Raw genomic sequence first — 17,282 nt, forward strand, 5'->3', positions numbered from 1 at the left:
GCACGCCAGGCTCAACGACCGGCACCCCACCGAGGTACCGGTCGCATCACCACATCATCCGAACTCGTTATGTGCGAAGGACGGGGCTAGCCGACCCGTTCCAGCAGCAGCGGCTCGTGCTCCGCCAGCCAGTCCAGGTAGGCCGGGTTGACCTTGGCCAGATCCAGGTAGGCGGCCCGCAGTTCGCCGTACAGCGCGTCCAGGGCGGGCGGGCTGAGCACCCGCGGACGCCAGGTGAACAGCAGCCGGACGGCCAGCGGGTCCCCGTGCACCGGGCGGACCACCGTGCCGGGCCCGGGTAACGAGGTCGGCTGGCACGGGCGGACGGCCTCGCCGGAGGCGACCAGCTCGGCGGCGGTGGCGTTGTCCCGCACCTGGACGACCCGGGGGTTGAGCCCGGCCTCGCTGAACACCCGGCGCATCGCCGCGTACTCGTGGTCGGCGGTCGGGTCGACCATCCAGGTGTCCTCGGCGAGGTCGGCCAGGTGGACGACCGGCCGGGCGGCGGCCGGGTGTCCGGCGGCGAGCGCGACGAACTGCGGCTCCCTGGCCATCAGCACCCGGTGCTCGGCGTCCGGCGGCACCCGCAGCGGGAAGCCCTCGCACTCGTGCACGAAGGCCACGTCCAGCTGGTCGGCGGCGACCATCCGCAGCAGCGCGCCGGCCGAGACGTCCACGTGGATGGTGGTGTCGGTGTCCGGCAGCCGCTCGTGCACCCGGCGCAGCCAGGCCGCGACCGCCCGGCTGCCGACGCTGCCGATCCGCAGCCGCCGCTGCCGGCCGGGCCCGGCCGAGTCCCGGGCCTCCTGGCGGGCGGCGGCCACCAGGGCGGCCATCTCCGTGATCACCGGCCGGGCCCGGGAGAGCACCGAGTGGCCGAGAGCGGTGGGCCGGCTGCCGGTCTGCTCGCGGGTGAACAGGGTGCCGCCGATGGCCCGTTCGATGCGGTGCAGCTGGGTGGTGAGGGAGGGCTGGGTCATGCCGAGCTGGAGCGCGGCCTTGCGGAGGCTGCCGCTGTCGGCGATCGCGCACAGCACCCGGAGGTGTCTCACGTCGAGCTCCACGTCCGGAGCATAGACGCCGTCGCACCATATCGCCAAGGACATGACAGGTATTCAAGGCATGCCGAAGGGCCGGTCGGCGGACCGACCGGCCGGTCGACCGGCCCGGCGCGCGGCGAGCCGGGCGGCCATGCGGCGGTGCTATCGCCGGTTGGCATCATCCGTGACGGCACCGGGCGGGTCGAAGCTCGGTGGGCAGCAACCCGCCCCGGCCACACCGTCGGGGCGGCCCCCACCGTGCGCCGTCCCGGGCCCGGCCCCCACCGGCCCCGGCGAGCCGGCGCACCGCGAAACCGGAGCCCCCACATGAAGCGATCCGTGCTGTCCGCCGCACTGGGCCTCGCCCTCGCGGCCGGCCTCGCCGTCCTGCCCACCACCGCCGCCTCGGCGACCCAGGCCGGGCCGGCCGCCCAGGGCTACACCCCCTCGACGTCCGCCGGTCCGGCCGCGGAGACCGCGGACAACCAGGCCTTCTTCCGGGCCGTGATGGCCTCGGCCAAGGCCCGGCAGGCCGCCGACCCGTGGCTGCTGACCGTCACCGTCACCTACGACACCGCGAACGCGCCCTCCTTCACGAGTCAGATATCCCAGGCCGCGCAGATCTGGAACGGCTCGGAGCGCAACGTGCGGCTCCAGGAGACCGGCGGCAACGGCGACTTCTCGTACTACGAGGGGAGCGACAGCCGCGGCTCGTACGCCAGCACCGACGGGCACGGCCACGGCTACGTCTTCCTCGACTACCAGCAGAACCAGCAGTACAGCTCGCTGCGCGTGGTGGCACACGAGACCGGTCACGTGCTCGGGCTGCCCGACGACTACTCCGGCCCGTGCAGCGAGCTGATGTCGGGCGGCGGCCCCGGCCCGTCCTGCACCAATCCGTACCCCGACGGCAACGAGCGCAGCCAGGTCGACTACCTCTGGTCGAACGGCCTGGCGGCGCGCGACTGACCCGCCCGGCAGGCGGGTTCGGCGCGGTGGGCCGCCCGGCCGGAATCGGGCGGCCCACCGTTCCGGGTACTTCCCCGCACGGGAGCCTAGTCGCCGCCGGAACGGAATGCCAGGGGCACGAATGAGTCAAGGCGAGGAAAAGACGACTCAATTCCGTTCCGCGGCCGGGGTATTGGATCGTGTTATCGCGGGTTGGCATCATCCGCGCACGCACCGGGTTGCCCGAAGCTCTGGGGACACCACCCGTTGACCAGGTGTTCCCCGTGGCCGGCCCCCAACCGGCCACGTCACCCCAGGAATCGGAGCCCCCACATGAAGCGATCCGTGCTGTCCGCCACCCTCGGCCTCGCCCTCGCGGCCGGCCTCGCCGTCCTGCCCACCACCGCCGCCGCCGCGGCACCGGCCGCCCCGGCCGTGCAGGGCTACACGGCCACGACGTACGCCGGTTCGGCCGCGGAGGCGGCGGACAACCAGGCCTTCTTCCAGGCCGTGATGGCCTCCGCCAAGGCCAAGCAGGCCGCCAACCCGGGCCTCGCGACCGTCACCGTCACCTACGACGCCAGCTCCGCCCCGTCCTTCCGCAACCAGATATCCCAGGCCGCGCAGATCTGGAACGGTTCGGTCGCCAACGTCCAGCTGCGCTCCGGTTCGGCCGCCGACTTCCGCTACTACGAGGGCAACGACAGTCGCGGCTCCTACGCCAGCACCGACGGCCACGGGCGCGGTTACGTCTTCCTCGACTACGCGCAGAACCAGCAGTACAGCTCGGTGCGCGTGGTGGCGCACGAGACCGGCCACGTGCTCGGCCTGCCGGACCACTACTCCGGCCCGTGCAGCGAGCTGATGTCGGGCGGCGGCCCCGGCACCTCCTGCACCAACCCCTACCCGAACAGTGCCGAGCGCACCCGGGTCAACTCGCTCTGGGTGCGCGGCTGATCCGGAGCCTTGCCACGGCCAGGGCAGTGAGCCCCGGGCCGGCCGCGCCGACGCGGCCGGTCCGGGGCACCGCCGCGTCGGTGCGCCGCCGGGGGCTGTCGGTGCCGCGTGCGAGCATGCGGGCGAGACCCCTCCGACTCCGACCGTCAGGAGCCACCGCCATGCCCCGTTCCGTCCCCGACCGGCTCGCCGACCTCCCGTACGCCGAGCTGCTGCGCCCGCACGGCGGGCCGCTGCGCAGCGACGAGCGCTACGACACCGCGCACTTCGACGGCGGCGAGCACACCGACGAGTCGGGCGCCGGGGCGGCCTTCCTGGAGTGCGCCTTCACCGGTGTCGCGCTCAGCGGGGTCAAGCTGCGCCAGGCGCGGTTCAACGAGGTGTGGGTGCAGGCCGGCCGCTGGGTCGCCTGCGACCTGAGCGACTCCGAGTGGCAGGACAGCGCCTTCGTCGGCGGGGTGCTCGCCGGGGTCGCCGGGTACGGCTCGGCGCTGCGCCGGGTGGTGTTCCGCGGCTGCAAGCTGGAGGCGGTCAACCTGCGCTCGGCCGTCCTGCGGGACGTCGTCTTCGAGGACTGCCTGCTGCGCGACGTGGACTTCGGCGAGGCGAAGCTGACGGGCGTGTCCTTCCCCGGCTCCACGCTGGAGGAGGTCCGGCTGCGCGGCGCGACGCTGAGCCGGACCGACCTGCGCGGGGCCGTCCGGCTCGGCCTGGTCGACGGCCATCAGGGGCTGCGCGGTGCGGTCATCAGCTCCACCCAACTGCTGGAACTGGCGCCGCAGTTCGCCCACGCGCTGGGGATCGAGGTCAAGGACCGCTGAACCCTCCGGCGTGTGTCCGGTCTCCTCCGCCCGTTCAGCCGGGCGTCGCCCGGTGACACCCGGACGAACAGTCCGCCAACCCTGGCGCGCGCATCTGGTGGGCCGCCTCGCGCGCGGTGGAGACTGCTGCGCGATCGAGTGAGCCATGACTTGTGTACACAACATCGCCAGCGAAGGGACGGGCCGGGCTGATGGCCGAGTTGAGTCGAAGGAAGTTCGTCACGCTGTCCGGTGCCGCCGCGGCGGGCCTCGCCGTGGCCGGCACCGGCACCGGCGCCGCGGGGGCCGCCCCGAGCGGCACGGCCGCGACCGCCGCCACCACCGCGCCGAGCACGACCGGCACCATCGCCGACGCCCGGCACGTGGTGATCCTGATGCAGGAGAACCGCAGCTTCGACCACTACTTCGGCATGCTGCGCGGCGTGCGCGGCTTCGCCGACCGCAGCGCCATCCAGATCTCCGGCGGCTACAGCGTCTTCAACCAGCCGAACGGCCTGTTCGGCCGCCAGTACCCGTGGCAGTTCAGCCAGACCAAGCCGGCCGGCGGCGCCGACCCCGAGCGCCTGGCCCAGTGCAACGGGGACCTCAGCCACGGCTGGTCCGACCAGCACAAGGCGTGGAACGGCGGCAAGATGGACTCCTGGGTCGCCGCCAAGGGCAACGTCCGCACGCTCGGCTTCCTCACCCGCCAGGACATCCCGTTCCACTACGCGCTGGCCGAGAACTGGACCATCTGCGACGCCTACCACTGCTCCGTACTGAGCGCGACCGGCCCCAACCGCACCTACCACTGGTCCGGCCAGATCGACCCGGCCGGCGCCGCGGGCGGCCCGGCCTACGACGGCGGCGACGAGAAGGGCCTGCGCTGGCAGACCTACGCCGAGGCGCTGGAGAACGCCGGCGTCAGCTGGAAGGTCTACCAGAACGCCGCCGACAACTACGGCGACAACGCCCTGGCGTACTTCGGCAACTTCACGGGCGCCCCGGCCGGCAGCCCGCTGGCCGTCAAGGGCATGGGCTCGGTGCCCAAGGCCACCGGGCGGACCCCGGACGACATCGCCGCCGCGATCAAGGCCGACGTGCTGGCCGGCACCCTCCCGCAGGTCTCCTGGATCGTCGCCGACCAGGCCTCCTCCGAGCACCCCTACGCCACCCCGGCCGACGGCGCGCACTTCGTCCACATGGTGATCGACGCGCTCAACGCGGACCCGGACGTCTTCGACTCGACCGTCCTGTTCCTCAACTACGACGAGAACGACGGCTTCTTCGACCACGTCCCGCCGCCGGCCGCCCCGGCCGGCACCCCCGGCGAGTTCTACAACGGCACCAACATCGGCCTCGGCTTCCGCGTCCCGCTGATCGCCGTCTCGCCCTGGACCCGCGGCGGCTGGGTCAACTCCGAGACCTTCGACCACACCTCGGTGCTGCGCTTCCTGGAGGTCTGGACGGCCGCCCTCGGCAAGCCCGCCACCTGCCCGAACATCAGCGACTGGCGCCGCCGCGTCTGCGGCGACCTGACCAGCGTGTTCGACTTCGCCAACCCGGTGTACGGCCTGCCCGCGCTGCCCGACACCTCGCAGACCATCGGCCTGTCCGCCTGCGGCCCGCTGCCCAACCCGGCCCCGGTGAACAACCAGCTGCCGGTGCAGGAGTCCGGCACCCGCCCGGCGCGCGCCCTGCCGTACCAGCCGAACGCCAACCTGGACCACTGGGACGCCGACGCCAGCGGTGTCATGCACGTCTGGGTGAAGATGTCCAACGAGGGCGCCGCCCGCGCCTCGCACTTCGCGGCCTACGCCAACGCCTACCGCAGCGGCGGCCCCTGGCAGTACACAGTCGACTCCGGCAGTCCCGTCACCGACTTCTTCAACTGCGGCACCAACGGCTTCGGCAACGGCAAGTACGACCTGACCGTCGTCGGCCCGAACCGCTTCCTGCGCCGCTTCGCCGGCGACCTCACCAAGGCGGGCAGGAACGCGGCCGTCACCGCCTCGTACGCGGTCGAGCCGGGGACGGGCAGGCTCGCGCTCTGGTTCAAGCTCGCCAACTCCGGCAGCACGCCGATGACCTTCACCATCGCCTCGAACAACTACCGGACGGACGGCCCCTGGACGTACCAGGTCCCGGCAGGCGGCAGCGTCAGCGACTTCTTCAACGCGGTGGCGTACAGCAACGGCTGGTACGACTTCACCGTCACGGTGGACGCCGACAGCAGCTGGTCCCAGCGGTTCACCGGCCACCTGGAGACGGGCGCGCCGAGCGTCACCGGCTGACCGCTCCCGGCGCCGCCGGCCCCGACCGCTCACCGGCGGTCGGGGCCCGCGGCGGTCCGGCCGCCGGCCTCAGGACCAGGGGGAGGGCGGGAACCAGATGTAGCCGAGCCGGCCCAGGATCCGCACGTCCCAGTACACGACGGTGAAGACCCCGGCGACCAGGAAGGCCGCCGCGGTCAGCACGCTGATCCGGGCGGGCACGGCCGCCAGCCGGCGCTGCAGCCGACCGCCCGCCGTGTAGGTGAGCAGCACGAACAGCAGCGCCATGACCGCGATGTTGCCGACCGACTGCAGCAGGAACGCGCCGGCGCCGTAGACCGGGTTGTGGCTGTCGGCGGCGTGCCGGAACAGGTCGCGGAAGAGCGGGTACGGCCGGCCCACCAGGAAGCCGCCGATCAGCACGCCGACGAGCACCAGCGGTGCGTTCGGGAAGCGGCGGGAGAGGCCGGCCAGCGGGTCCCTGACCAGGCCGACGGCGGCCAGGCCGAGCACGATCATCACGAGCCCGATCAGGCCGAAGGTCACCATCGACTGGATGGACCGGGGTGTCAGGCCCTTGGCCGCGGCCGTCGAGAACTGCGGCATGTGCGTGCCGACGAGGCCGACCAGCGCCCCGTAGGCGGCGGAGACCGGCGCCATGCCCGCGAAGATCCACCCCAGGGGCCGGGCGACGTGCAGCAGCCTGCCGCGCAGCGAGGGCGTCTGCCCGACCAGCGGGCCGACCGCGCCGAAGGCCGCGATGTTGCAGGCCGTGAACGAGCCGGCCAGTCCGGAGACGAAGGCGAACAGGATGCCGGAGAGCACTCCGGTGATCGGCGTGCCGTGGGCGTCGTGTCCGAGCAGGGCGTCGGCGCTGCTGAAGCCGATCTCGTCGTCGACCAGCTTCGCGTTCCAGGCGTACGCCAGCAGCAGTCCGCCGGCGGCACTGAGCAGCAGGGTGAGCCAGCGCCGCCGGGGGAAGTCCCCGGTGACGAACAGTGAGGTGCGGGAGGCGAGTTGGCGCGGGGTGGGATCGGCCGGTGCGCTCGGCCGGCCCGACGCGAAAGTACTCATGGCGGAGCCTCGATTCGGCAGGGGACCCGGTGCTCGACGGCTGACATCCTGGCGGTGCGGGCGGTCGGCCGCTTCTTCCGTCGTGCCGTGTCGCGACGCGCCCGGGCGGCGCCGTCCGAGGACGGCGCCGCCCGATCCGTCGGGCTCCCCGTGGCTCAGTTCCCGTGACTGTAGCCGGAGTCGACGATCCGCTTCGCCCCCTCGGCGTAGTAGCCCGGGTCCGCGGGGAGGTCGGTGGCCAGACAGTCGACGTACCGGTTGTACATGCAGAACGCGGCGGCGATCAGCACGGTGTCGTGGATCTCGGTGTCACCGGCGCCGGCCGCGCGGGCGGCCGCCACCGCCTCCGGCGAGACCGGCGCGGCCTGCGCCTGCACCTGCGCCGCGATCCGCAGCAGGGCCCGCATCCGCTCCGGGAGCGGCGCGGACGAGAGGTCGGTCAGGGCCGCCTTCACCAGATCCTCGCCGCCCTCCAACTGCGCCGCGGCGAAGGCGCTGTGGGCCCCCTCGCAGAAGCGGGTGCCGTTGAGGTGGGAGACGTACGCGGCGACCAGCTCGCGCTCGCCCCGGCTCATCGGGGCCGGGGCCCGCAGCAGCGCGTCGGCCAGCATCCCCAGTGGGGCGGCGGTGTCCGGACGCAGTGTCAGCAGGCCGCTGATCCCCGGCAGTCCGTTGTCGATGGCGATGTGCGGCACGGTGCGCTCCCTTGGCTGGGCGGGACGGACGGCGCTCCATCCTCACGAGTGCCGGGCCGGGCCGCCAACTCCGAGATTGCCGTGACCGGACCCGCGCGCCCCGCCGGTCCGGGCGCTCAGGCGAACGGCCCCCGGGGGAACCAGGGGTCGTGGACCTCCCGGGGCCCGTCGGAGGTCAGCAGGGTGAGCCTGTGGGCGCCGGAGGCGTACTCGGCCAGCTGGACCGCGCCGTGCCGGGTCTCCAGCTCGGCCTGCACGGGCACCGGCAGCTTGGTCAGCGCCCGACGCAGCTGCAGGGCGTCGCGCCGGCTGATCGGCTGCGGGGAGCGCAGCACCAGCCGCAGCGGGCTGAGCGGCCCGGCCACCGGCACCCCGCTGCCCAGCTCGTAGCCGACCGCGCCGATCGGCCCCCAGGGAAGCCGGTGGTCCGCCACCAGCCGGCCGACCTCCGGCAGCAGGGCCAGGGCAGGGATGCCGGCCAGCCGCTCGGGGGCCAGCCGCTCGCGCCGTTCGGCGAGCTGCTCGGGCCGCAGCGTCCTGGCCACCGCCGCCCACGGGGCCAGCGCGTCCATCCGCTGTCCGGGGCGCGGGCCGCGCACGGTCACCGGGAACCACAGCTCGGGCGCCGCCTCCGGGTCCCGGGTGCAGCGCTGGGGGTGCGGCAGGTCGACCGGGTTGCCGACCACGGCGGGCGCCCGGCCGACCGTGACCCAGGGGTGCGCCCGCAGCACGGCCCGCGCCCAGTCCGGCAGCTCCCCGCCGGCGACGGGCCGCAGCGAGCTGGGGCACTGCATCAGCAGCAGGTCGTGGGTGCCGGGCAGCCGGCCGTCCAGGGCGGCCAGCGGACCGACCCGCCGGCGCGGTCCGTCGTGCGGGTCCTCGGCGGTGCGCCGGGCGTGGCTTCCGGGGTGTACGACGGTCACAGCGGGCTCCAGAGGGTGGCGTCGATTTTCGCCGACGGCCCCAATCTGCGCCCGTCCGGAGGCCCCCGGCTACGGCCCTTGGGCGCGTCCACCAGGGACCAAAGGCTCAAGGTGCGCCCGTGGGCACCCGGTGTGAGAGTGGGGTAGCCCGGTCATCGGACCTTCCGTCCATCCCTGTTGGAGGAGTCATGGGCATCTTCGAGAGGTTGTTCCACCGGCCGCAGCACGAGTCCGCCGGGCAGGAGGCCGCCCAGCGCGCCGCCCTCGCCCACGACGAGGCCGCCGACGCCTACACCAACGACGTCGAGCGCGCCCGGGACCAGCAGGAGAAGCTCGCCCAAGAGGAGGCCGACCGGCGCGCCGCCGAGAACATGACCTCCGAGGGCGATCCCTGGGACTGAGCCGGGGGCCGAACCCGGGCTCAGCCCGTACGGGGCGGCAGCGGCGGGCGCCGCAGGTCCGGCCGGGGCGTGGACTCCGGCGGGGGCGCCGCGGCGGGCACGTCCTCCAGCAGCTCCAGGGCCAGCTGGACGGCGGCGACCAGTTCCGGGTGGCGCCCCCGCGCCCAGTCGTGCGGGGTGCGCAGCACGTGCACGTCCGGCTCGACGCCCCGGTTCTCCACCGACCAGCCGAGCCCGCCGCCGAACCAGGAGGCGTTCTTCGGCACCGAGATCTGGGTGCCGTCGCCGAGGGTGTGCCGCCCGCTCATCCCGACCACTCCGCCCCAGGTGCGGCTGCCGATCACCGGGCCGAGACCGAGCAGCTTGATCGCCGCGATGATCACGTCGCCGTCCGAGCTGGTGGCCTCGTCGGCCAGCGCCACCAGTGGTCCGCGCGGCGCGTGCCGGGGCCAGCGCACCGGGCGGCGGCCCCGGCTGAAGTCCCAGGCCAGGACGTGCCGGGAGAGCTTCTCCAGCACCAGTTCGGAGACGTTGCCGCCGGCGTTGCCGCGTACGTCCAGGACCAGTGCGGGCTTGTCCAGCTCGCGCCGCAGGTCCCGGTTGAACTGCGCCCAGCCGGAGCCGCCGAGGTCGGGGATGTGCAGGTAGCCGCACCGCCCGTCGCTGTACTCCCGGACCAGGGAGCGCCGTCTGGCCACCCAGTCCTGGTAGCGGATGGGCCGCTCGTCGGTCAGTGGGGTGACCACGATCCGCCGCACCGGGCCGTCCGGGCCGCCGCCGCGCAGGGTCAGTTCCAGGGTGCTGCCGCCGGTGCCGGCCAGCAGCGGCAACGGTCCGCGCACCCGGTCCACCGGGCGGCCGCCGACCTCCAGGACCTCGTCGCCGTCCCGGACGCCCTGGGCGGCCAGCGGGGCGCGGGCGCGCGGGTCGGAGGTCTCGCCGGGCAGCACCCGGTGGACCAGCCAGCGGCCGTCGGGGGAGTGGCGGGCGTTGGCGCCGAGCAGGCCGAGCGGCTGCTGGGCGAGGACGGGGCCCTCGGCGCGTCGGGACGGGGTGACGTAGGCGTGCGAGGTGCCGAGTTCGCCGAGGAGTTCGCGCAGCAGGTCGGCGAAGTCGTCCGGGGAGCAGACCCGGTCCAGCAGCGGCTCGTACTGGGCGACCAGTGCGGGCCAGTCCAGGCCGGACATCCGCTCGTCCCAGAACTGGTCCCGGACGATCCGGGCCGCCTCGTGGTACGCCTGGCGCCACTCGGCGGCCGGGTGCACGGTGTGGGTGATCCGGCGCAGGTCGACGGTGGTGCCGGCGGCGGGGGCGGCGACCGGGATCACCCGCAGCGCCCCGGCCGAGTAGACCGCGATCGAGCCGCCGTCCCCGGAGACGGCGTAGCCGTCCAGCTTGTCGACCAGGGTGCTGCGGGTGCCCCGGGCGAGGTCGAAGTGCTCCAGCGAGGGGCGTCCCGAGGTGTCCTCCGGGCTGGCGAAGGTCTGTCCGAGGGTGCCGGAGATCGGCCAGCGCAGCCAGACCAGGCCGCCGCGCACCGCGTCGGTGGCCGAGTACTTGGAGGCGATCACCGGGAACTGGAGCAGTCGCTCGCCGATGCCCTCCGGGTCGACCCGGACGGTGCCGTCGCCGCCGCCGTCGCCGTGCGGGGCGCCGTCCTCGGCCGGGGCGGCGAACGGTGAGGGGGTGTCGGCGGCGAGGGACACGAGGTACGGGCGGCAGCCCACCGGGAAGGAGAGGTCGCCGGTGTGCACGTCGTGGACCGGGTCGAAGCCGCGCCAGGACAGGAAGGCCAGGTAGCGGCCGTCCCGGGTGAACACCGGCTGCTCGTCCTCGAACCGGCCGTCGGTGACGTCGGTGGTCCCCGCGGGCGTGTCGGCGCGGGTGAGCCGGATGCGGCGCAGTGAGCGCCCGGCGACCGGCTCGGACCAGGCGATCCAGTGCGAGTCGGGGGAGAAACGGGCGCTGGAGACCGGCCCGTAGCCGGAGGCGGCCACTTCGCGGACCTCGCCGTCGGCGGCGGAGAGCAGCAGCAGCCGCCCGTCCGAGGTGGTGACGGCGAGCCGGCTGCCGTCGGGGGAGGCGGTGAGCTCCAGGACGCGGCCGATCCGTCCGGCGGCGAGCAGCCGGTGGCGGTGCCGGTCCGACCCCCGGTGGCCCGGCGGCTCGGCGTGGCCGGGCAGCGGCACCACCTCGATCGCGTCGGCTCCCTCGGCGTCGGTGATCCAGGCCGCCTCGCCGGTGTGCCCGAGCACCACCGGCAGCCGGGTGCGCACCCCGGGGGTGTCGGCGAGCGCGCGGGCCGGGCCGTCCTTGTGGGTGAGCCAGTACTGGCTGCCGCGCACGGTGATCACCCCGGCCCGGCCGCTCTGGTCGCAGGCGAGGTCCTTGACCTGGCCGGCGGTGTTGACCTGGTACGGGCGGCGGCCGGCCCGGGCGCCGCCGAGCGGGACGTGCAGCCGCTGCGGGGCGGGGGCGTCCAGGCCGTCCAGCAGCCAGAGGTCGCCGGCGTGCTGGTAGACGATCCGGGTGCCGTCGGTGGCGGCCTCGCGGGCGTAGTAGGAGGCGTGGTCGGTGTGCCGGCGCAGGTCGGTCCCGTCCGGGCGGCAGGAGTAGACGTTGCCGATGCCCTCGTGGTCGGAGAGGAAGGCGATCCGGCTGCCGGGCGCCCCGGTGACCGGCATCGGCGCGGCGAGGTGCCCGGTGTGCTCGGGCAGGATCCGTTCGCCGTCCACCCAGAGCCGGCCGGTGGCGCCGCCGCGGTAGCGCTTCCAGGCGGCCGGCTCGTGCGGGGCGGCGCCGGTGAGCAGCACGGTCCGTTCGCGGCTCATCTGGGCGTCGCCGACCGGCCCCCAGGGCATCCGGCGGCCGGGGGAGCCGTCCGGCGGCAGGGCGTGCGCCCAGGTGTAGTGGCCGAAGGGCTCGTGGTAGGAGGTGACGGCCAGCACCTCGCCGTCCGGCAGCCAGCCGCGCACCCGGGTGTCCTGGCTGCCCCAGAAGCTGAGCCGGCTCGCCTGGCCGCCCTCGACCGGGGCGGTCCACACCTCGGGGGTCAGGCTGAACCAGCTGGTCCAGGCGAGGGTGGTGCCGTCGGGGGAGAAGCGGGGGTGGCTGACCCGGGTGCGGTCGCAGCCGACCCGCCAGGCCCGGCCGGTGCCGGTGCCGTCGGCGTCCAGCGGGGCGATCCAGACGTCGTCCTCGGCGGTGAAGGTGAGCAGGCCGCCGTGCAGGTGGGGGTAGCGGAGGTAGCCGGGCGGGGTCACCCCTCCATCCTTCGACGGGGTGTCACCCCCGGCAACCGGAGAAGCCGGGAACCGGTCTGGACCATTGACACCACCCTGTCGAATCCACTTCAGTGGTCTAGTCCAACTTGGGTGCCAGGCCGGGCCGTTCCCCCCCCACTGGCGCGTGCTCCGGCGTGCCCTCGGACGTCCCCCACGACCGCGCCATCGCAGGAGCACCCGCATGCGCAGAACACCCATGCCCAAGACCCCGGCCAGGGGCCACCGCGCGGCCCTCGCCGCCGGCACCGCCTCCGTCGTCGCCGCGGCCGCCCTGGTCGGCGTCACGCTGGGCCTGGCGCCCGCCGCCTCGGCCGGCGAGTTCCTGGTCAACGGCGGTTTCGAGTCCGGCTCGCTCGGCCCCTGGAGCTGCACCGGCAACTCCGGCAGCGTCGTCACCAGCCCGGTGCACGGCGGCAGTCGCGCGCTCGCCGCGGCCGCCACGGCCGGCGACACCGCCCAGTGCGCCCAGACCGTCACCGTCGCCCCGAACACCACCTACACGCTCAGTGCCTTCGTCAACGGCTCGTACGTCTACCTGGGCGTGGACGGCGGCGGCCCGAGCACCTGGACGCCGGGCACCGGCGGCTCGTACCAGAAGCTCAGCGTCAGCTTCACCACCGGGGCCGGCCAGACCAGCGCCACCGTGTACACCCACGGCTGGTACGGGCAGGGCACCTACTACGCGGACGACATCTCGCTGGACGGCCCGGGCGCGCCCAGCCCGACGCCCACGCCGACCGCCACCGGCTCGCCGACCGCGACCGCCTCGCCGACCGCGACGCCCACCGGCACCCCGTCGCCGACCGCGACGCCGACCGGGACTCCGACGGGCACCCCGACCGGCACGCCCACCAGCCCGCCCGCCGGCAGCCACGCCCTGGTCGGCTACCTGCACGCGAGCTTCGCCAACGGCGCCGGCTACACCCGGATGGCCGACGTCCCGAACTCCTGGGACTTCATCGACCTGTCCTTCGGTGAGCCCACCTCCGTCACCTCCGGCGACATCCGCTTCAACCGCTGCCCGGCCACCGAGTGCCCGACCGTCGAGTCGGACGACGAGTTCAAGGCCGCCATCGCCGCCAAGCGGGCCCAGGGCAAGAAGGTGCTGATCTCGATCGGCGGCCAGAACGGCCAGGTCCAGCTGACCACCGCCGCCGCCCGGGACACCTTCGTCAGCTCGGTCTCGGCGATCATCGACAAGTGGGGCCTGGACGGCCTGGACATCGACTTCGAGGGGCACTCGCTCTCCCTCAACACCGGTGACACCGACTTCAGGAACCCGACCACCCCGGTCATCGTCAACCTGATCTCCGCGCTGAAGACCCTCAAGGCCAAGTACGGCCCGGGCTTCGTGCTGACCATGGCGCCGGAGACCTTCTTCGTCCAACTCGGCTACCAGTACTACGGATCCGGCCCCTGGGGCGGCCAGGACCCGCGCGCCGGGGCGTACCTGCCGGTCATCCACGCGCTGCGCGACGACCTCACCCTGCTGCACGTCCAGGACTACAACTCCGGCTCCATCATGGGCCTGGACAACCAGTACCACTCGATGGGCGGCGCCGACTTCCACGTCGCGATGACCGACATGCTGCTCAAGGGCTTCCCGGTGGCCGGCAACGCGAACAACGTGTTCCCGGCGCTGCCCGCCTCCAAGGTGGCCATCGGCATGCCGGCCACCACCAACGCGGGCAACGGCTACGTCGCCCCGGCCGAGGTGAACAAGGCGCTCGACTGCCTCACCAGGCTGGCCGACTGCGGTACCTACGTGCCGCGTTCGGGCGCCCAGCCGAACCTGCGCGGACTGATGACCTGGTCGATCAACTGGGACCGGTTCGGCGGCCAGGAGTTCTCCAAGAACTTCAACGGGTACTTCGGCCGCTGAGTCGTCGATCCGTTGAGCCGCTGAGCCGTTGAGCCGCTGAGCCGTCGAACCGCTGAGTGGCCGATCCGACGGGCCGCCGGCCCGACCGCCCGCGGGGCCGTGCTTGAACCTGACACCGGTGTGAGGTCCAAGCATGGTCCCCATGGCGACCACACAGCTCACAACCCCGGTACCCCACAAGCCCTTTCCGCTCCCCGCCCTGCTCGCACTGGCCACCGCCGTCTTCATCACCGGCCTCACCGAGAACCTTCCGGCCGGCGTGCTGCCCGGGATGAGCGCGGCGCTCGGAGTCGGCGAGTCCGCGGCCGGGCAGACCGTCACCGTCTACGCGATCGGCTCCGCCGTCACCGCGATCCCGCTCAGCGCGGCCACCGCCGGCTGGGGCCGCAAGCGGCTGCTGCTCACCGCGATGGCGGGCTTCGCGGTGGCCAACACCGTCACCGCGGTCTCCACCAGCTACCCGCTCACGCTGGCCGCCCGCTTCCTCGCGGGCGTCGCGGCCGGCCTGGCCTGGGCCCTGCTGGCGGGGTACGCGCGCCGGCTGGTGCCGGTCGAACAGCAGGGCCGGGCCATGGCGGTCGCGATGGCGGGCGTGCCGGTGGCGCTGTCGCTGGGAGTGCCGGTCGGCACCTTCCTCGGGCAGGCGTTCGCCTGGTGGGTGCCCTTCCTGGCCATGACGGCACTGGCGGTCGGCGTGATCGGCTGGATCGCGGCGCTGCTGCCGGAGCAGCCAGGGCAGCCGGCCGGCGGGCGGACGCCGGTCCGGCAGGCGCTCACCGTGCCCGGCGTACGGCCGGTGCTCACCGTGACGGTGCTCTACGTGCTCGCCCACACCATCCTGTACACCTACGTCGCGCCCTTCCTGGACCGGGCCGGCCTCGGCGGCGCCACCGGCACCGTGCTGCTGGTCTTCGGGCTGGGCTCGCTGGCGAGCGTCTGGCTGACCGGCGCCCACATCCACCGCCGGCTGCGGCGGCTGACGATCCTCGGCACGCTGCTGGTCGCGCTGGCGGCGGCCGTCCTCGCGGGGTGGTCCGCCGACGCGCCGCCGGTGTACGTCGCCGCGCTGTGCTGGGGCCTGGGCTGGGGCGGCGCCCCGACCCTGCTGCAGACCGCCCTCGGCGACGCGGGCGGGGAGCGGGCGGACACCGCCCAGGCCGTCCTGGTGACCCTGTGGAACGCCGCGATGGCGGGCGGCGGCGTGGTCGGCGGGCTGGTCCTGAGCGGACTGGGCACCGGAGCCCTGCCCTGGACGGTGCTCGCGTTGATGCTCCCCGTCCTCGCCGTGGTCGCCGCCGCCCGCCGCCACGCCTTTCCGCCCCGGCGTTAGCGCTCCATCAGCCGGTGCACCGCCTCGACCACCTCGGGGGAGGCCTTCGCCATGGAACCCGACTCGTACGGCGGCTGGGGGTCGTACTCGATCAGCAGCTGGATCGCCTGCGCGGTGGTGTCACCGCTGATCAGGCCGGCCAGCGTCAGCGCGAGGTCGATCCCGGCCGAGACGCCGGCGGCGATGGCGTACTTGCCGTCGATGACGACCCGCTCGGTCCCGGTCGGCTCAGCCCCGTACGTGGGCAGCCGGTCCAGGACGCCCCAGTGAGAGGTGGCCCGACGGCCCTCCAGCAGTCCGGCGGCGCCCAGCAGCAGCGAGCCCGAGCAGACCGAGGTGGTCCAGGTGGTGGTCGCGTCCACCCGGCGCAGCCAGTCGAGCAGCTCCTCGTTCGCGAGCTGCGCCTGGGTGCCGGGCCCGCCGGGCACCAGCAGCAGGTCGGCCGAGTCCACCTCGTCCAGGGTGGCCTCCGCGGTGATCGACAGGCTGCCGACGTCGTTGCGCACCGGCCCCCGTTCGGCGGCGGTGAACACCACCTCGGCGCCGGGGATCCGGGACAGTACCTCGTACGGGCCGACCGCGTCCAGGGTGGTGAAGTCGGGGTAGAGCAGGATGGCGATGCGCATCAGTGACCTCCGGTCGGTTCGGGGCGGAAGCGGCGTCGGTACTCGGCGGGCGGGGCGGCCAGGGCCCGGACGAAGGCGCGCCGCATCGCCTCCGGGGTGCCGTAGCCGCAGGAGCGCGCGATCTCCTCGACGCCGTCGTCGGTGTCCTCCAGCAGCCGCCGGGCGGCCTCCAGCCGGACCCCGTCCACGTACCGGCCCGGGGTCACCCCCACCTCGGCGGCGAAGGCCCGGGCGAAGTGCCGCGGCGACAGCGCCGAGCGGCCGGCCAGGGCCTCCACCGAGAGGTCGCCCTCCGGGTGCTCGGCGATCCACCGCTGCACCTCGCGCAGCGGCTGCCGGGCCGCCACCTGGGCGGCCAGCTGGGTGCTGAACTGGGCCTGGTTGCCCGGCCGGCGCAGGAAGACCACCAGGTGGCGGGCGACCAGCAGGGCCGTCTCGCGCCCCAGGTCCTCCTCCACCAGGGCCAGCGCCAGGTCGATCCCGGCGGTGACCCCGGCCGAGGTGGCGACGTTCCCGTCCCGGATGTGGATCGGGTCCGGGTCCACCTCGACGTCCGGGAACCGCCGGGCCAGCTCCTCGCCGTAGGCCCAGTGGGTGGCCGCCCGGCGCCCGGCCAGCAGTCCGGCCTCGGCGAGCAGGAAGGCGCCGGTGCACACCGAAACCACCCGTTCGGCCCGGCCGGCCAGCTCCCGGATCCGGGCCACCAGTGCCGGGTCGGCGAGCTTGGTGCCCTCCCCGCCGGGAACCAGCAGGGTGTGCACCGGTCCGACCCCGGCCAGGTCCGCGTCCGGCAGCAGCCGCAGTCCGCTGTGGCTGCGCACCGGGCCGCCGCCGGGGGAGGCGGTGGTCACCCGGTACGCGTCCGGCTGCCCGGAGGCCTTGCCCGCACCCGCGAACACCTCCAGGGGGCCGGTCACGTCGAGGCTCTGCACGCCCTCGAAGAGGACGATGACCACGTTGCGCGCTCTCATGCGACCAGCCTCCCAACGGGTGACGGTGGCAGCAATGACCTGTTTCCCACCTTTCCTGCCATCCGGCGCGCGGGCGGA

14 protein-coding genes are annotated in these 17,282 nt (G+C 74.2%); 7 read left to right on the plus strand and 7 right to left on the minus strand.

Annotated elements, in window-relative coordinates:
• Nucleotides 1-86: 86 nt before the first annotated feature.
• Nucleotides 87-1,106, minus strand: a complete 1,020-nt coding sequence (locus tag ACIQ87_RS35390) for a LysR family transcriptional regulator (RefSeq protein WP_402415174.1) — start codon at nucleotides 1,104-1,106, stop codon at nucleotides 87-89.
• A 261-nt stretch (nucleotides 1,107-1,367) separates the two neighbouring features.
• On the opposite strand from ACIQ87_RS35390, the gene snpA (ACIQ87_RS35395) reads away from it, so the two are divergent.
• The 4 genes from snpA (ACIQ87_RS35395) (at nucleotide 1,368) to ACIQ87_RS35410 (ending at nucleotide 6,039) form a co-directional block, all read left to right on the plus strand.
• Complete coding sequence (snpA, locus tag ACIQ87_RS35395) at nucleotides 1,368-2,009, plus strand: snapalysin (protein WP_402415177.1); 642 nt, start codon at nucleotides 1,368-1,370, stop codon at nucleotides 2,007-2,009.
• 312 nt (nucleotides 2,010-2,321) lie between these two features.
• Complete coding sequence (snpA, locus tag ACIQ87_RS35400; RefSeq protein WP_402415180.1) at nucleotides 2,322-2,945, plus strand: snapalysin; 624 nt, start codon at nucleotides 2,322-2,324, stop codon at nucleotides 2,943-2,945.
• A gap of 161 nt (nucleotides 2,946-3,106) precedes the next feature.
• On the plus strand, nucleotides 3,107-3,766 hold the full coding sequence (locus ACIQ87_RS35405; RefSeq protein WP_392881238.1) for a pentapeptide repeat-containing protein: 660 nt from the start codon (nucleotides 3,107-3,109) through the stop codon (nucleotides 3,764-3,766).
• 191 nt (nucleotides 3,767-3,957) lie between these two features.
• Nucleotides 3,958-6,039: a phosphocholine-specific phospholipase C gene (locus ACIQ87_RS35410; RefSeq protein WP_402415183.1), complete on the plus strand. Its 2,082-nt coding sequence runs from the start codon at nucleotides 3,958-3,960 to the stop codon at nucleotides 6,037-6,039.
• 69 nt (nucleotides 6,040-6,108) lie between these two features.
• Here ACIQ87_RS35410 and ACIQ87_RS35415 read toward each other — a convergent pair whose 3' ends face one another.
• The 3 genes from ACIQ87_RS35415 to ACIQ87_RS35425 all read right to left on the minus strand — a co-directional run bounded on the left by ACIQ87_RS35415 (nucleotide 6,109) and on the right by ACIQ87_RS35425 (nucleotide 8,710).
• On the minus strand, nucleotides 6,109-7,092 hold the full coding sequence (locus ACIQ87_RS35415) for a hypothetical protein (RefSeq protein WP_402415185.1): 984 nt from the start codon (nucleotides 7,090-7,092) through the stop codon (nucleotides 6,109-6,111).
• A gap of 155 nt (nucleotides 7,093-7,247) precedes the next feature.
• Nucleotides 7,248-7,787, minus strand: a complete 540-nt coding sequence (locus ACIQ87_RS35420; protein ID WP_402415187.1) for a carboxymuconolactone decarboxylase family protein — start codon at nucleotides 7,785-7,787, stop codon at nucleotides 7,248-7,250.
• Nucleotides 7,788-7,903: 116 nt separating this feature from the next.
• Nucleotides 7,904-8,710: a phosphoribosyl-dephospho-CoA transferase MdcG domain-containing protein gene (locus tag ACIQ87_RS35425; RefSeq protein WP_402415190.1), complete on the minus strand. Its 807-nt coding sequence runs from the start codon at nucleotides 8,708-8,710 to the stop codon at nucleotides 7,904-7,906.
• Between the two features lie 188 nt (nucleotides 8,711-8,898).
• On the opposite strand from ACIQ87_RS35425, the gene ACIQ87_RS35430 reads away from it, so the two are divergent.
• Nucleotides 8,899-9,111, plus strand: a complete 213-nt coding sequence (locus ACIQ87_RS35430; protein WP_402415192.1) for a hypothetical protein — start codon at nucleotides 8,899-8,901, stop codon at nucleotides 9,109-9,111.
• Nucleotides 9,112-9,131: 20 nt separating this feature from the next.
• Here ACIQ87_RS35430 and ACIQ87_RS35435 read toward each other — a convergent pair whose 3' ends face one another.
• Nucleotides 9,132-12,374, minus strand: coding sequence for a S41 family peptidase (locus ACIQ87_RS35435; protein ID WP_402415195.1), 3,243 nt, complete (start codon nucleotides 12,372-12,374; stop codon nucleotides 9,132-9,134).
• Nucleotides 12,375-12,576: 202 nt separating this feature from the next.
• Here ACIQ87_RS35435 and ACIQ87_RS35440 point away from each other — a divergent pair, with 202 nt between their 5' ends.
• Entirely contained in the window at nucleotides 12,577-14,277 is a 1,701-nt protein-coding gene (locus ACIQ87_RS35440; RefSeq protein ID WP_402415197.1) for a chitinase, read from the plus strand.
• A gap of 142 nt (nucleotides 14,278-14,419) precedes the next feature.
• Complete coding sequence (locus ACIQ87_RS35445; protein WP_402415200.1) at nucleotides 14,420-15,607, plus strand: MFS transporter; 1,188 nt, start codon at nucleotides 14,420-14,422, stop codon at nucleotides 15,605-15,607.
• Here the strand turns inward: ACIQ87_RS35445 and ACIQ87_RS35450 are convergent.
• Nucleotides 15,604-16,233, minus strand: a complete 630-nt coding sequence (locus ACIQ87_RS35450) for a DJ-1/PfpI family protein (RefSeq protein WP_402415203.1) — start codon at nucleotides 16,231-16,233, stop codon at nucleotides 15,604-15,606. The genes ACIQ87_RS35445 and ACIQ87_RS35450 overlap by 4 nt on opposite strands.
• Nucleotides 16,233-17,204, minus strand: coding sequence for a GlxA family transcriptional regulator (locus ACIQ87_RS35455; protein WP_402415206.1), 972 nt, complete (start codon nucleotides 17,202-17,204; stop codon nucleotides 16,233-16,235). Before ACIQ87_RS35455 ends, ACIQ87_RS35450 begins: the two co-directional genes overlap by 1 nt.
• Nucleotides 17,205-17,282 lie beyond the last annotated feature (78 nt).

Origin of the sequence: Kitasatospora sp. NPDC096204, from assembly GCF_044763205.1 — a bacterium.
Lineage (GTDB): Bacteria > Actinomycetota > Actinomycetes > Streptomycetales > Streptomycetaceae > Kitasatospora.

What these genes read in the sequence shown, in the direction of transcription:
- ACIQ87_RS35430 (WP_402415192.1), top strand. Translation starts at nt 8,899, where the DNA reads ATGGGCATCTTCGAGAGGTTGTTCCACCGGCCGCAGCACGAGTCCGCC.
- ACIQ87_RS35455 (WP_402415206.1), bottom strand. Translation starts at nt 17,204, where the DNA reads ATGAGAGCGCGCAACGTGGTCATCGTCCTCTTCGAGGGCGTGCAGAGC.
- snpA (WP_402415180.1), top strand. Translation starts at nt 2,322, where the DNA reads ATGAAGCGATCCGTGCTGTCCGCCACCCTCGGCCTCGCCCTCGCGGCC.
- ACIQ87_RS35445 (WP_402415200.1), top strand. Translation starts at nt 14,420, where the DNA reads ATGGCGACCACACAGCTCACAACCCCGGTACCCCACAAGCCCTTTCCG.
- ACIQ87_RS35410 (WP_402415183.1), top strand. Translation starts at nt 3,958, where the DNA reads ATGGCCGAGTTGAGTCGAAGGAAGTTCGTCACGCTGTCCGGTGCCGCC.
- ACIQ87_RS35440 (WP_402415197.1), top strand. Translation starts at nt 12,577, where the DNA reads ATGCGCAGAACACCCATGCCCAAGACCCCGGCCAGGGGCCACCGCGCG.
- ACIQ87_RS35450 (WP_402415203.1), bottom strand. Translation starts at nt 16,233, where the DNA reads ATGCGCATCGCCATCCTGCTCTACCCCGACTTCACCACCCTGGACGCG.
- ACIQ87_RS35415 (WP_402415185.1), bottom strand. Translation starts at nt 7,092, where the DNA reads ATGAGTACTTTCGCGTCGGGCCGGCCGAGCGCACCGGCCGATCCCACC.
- ACIQ87_RS35405 (WP_392881238.1), top strand. Translation starts at nt 3,107, where the DNA reads ATGCCCCGTTCCGTCCCCGACCGGCTCGCCGACCTCCCGTACGCCGAG.
- snpA (WP_402415177.1), top strand. Translation starts at nt 1,368, where the DNA reads ATGAAGCGATCCGTGCTGTCCGCCGCACTGGGCCTCGCCCTCGCGGCC.
- ACIQ87_RS35390 (WP_402415174.1), bottom strand. Translation starts at nt 1,106, where the DNA reads ATGTCCTTGGCGATATGGTGCGACGGCGTCTATGCTCCGGACGTGGAG.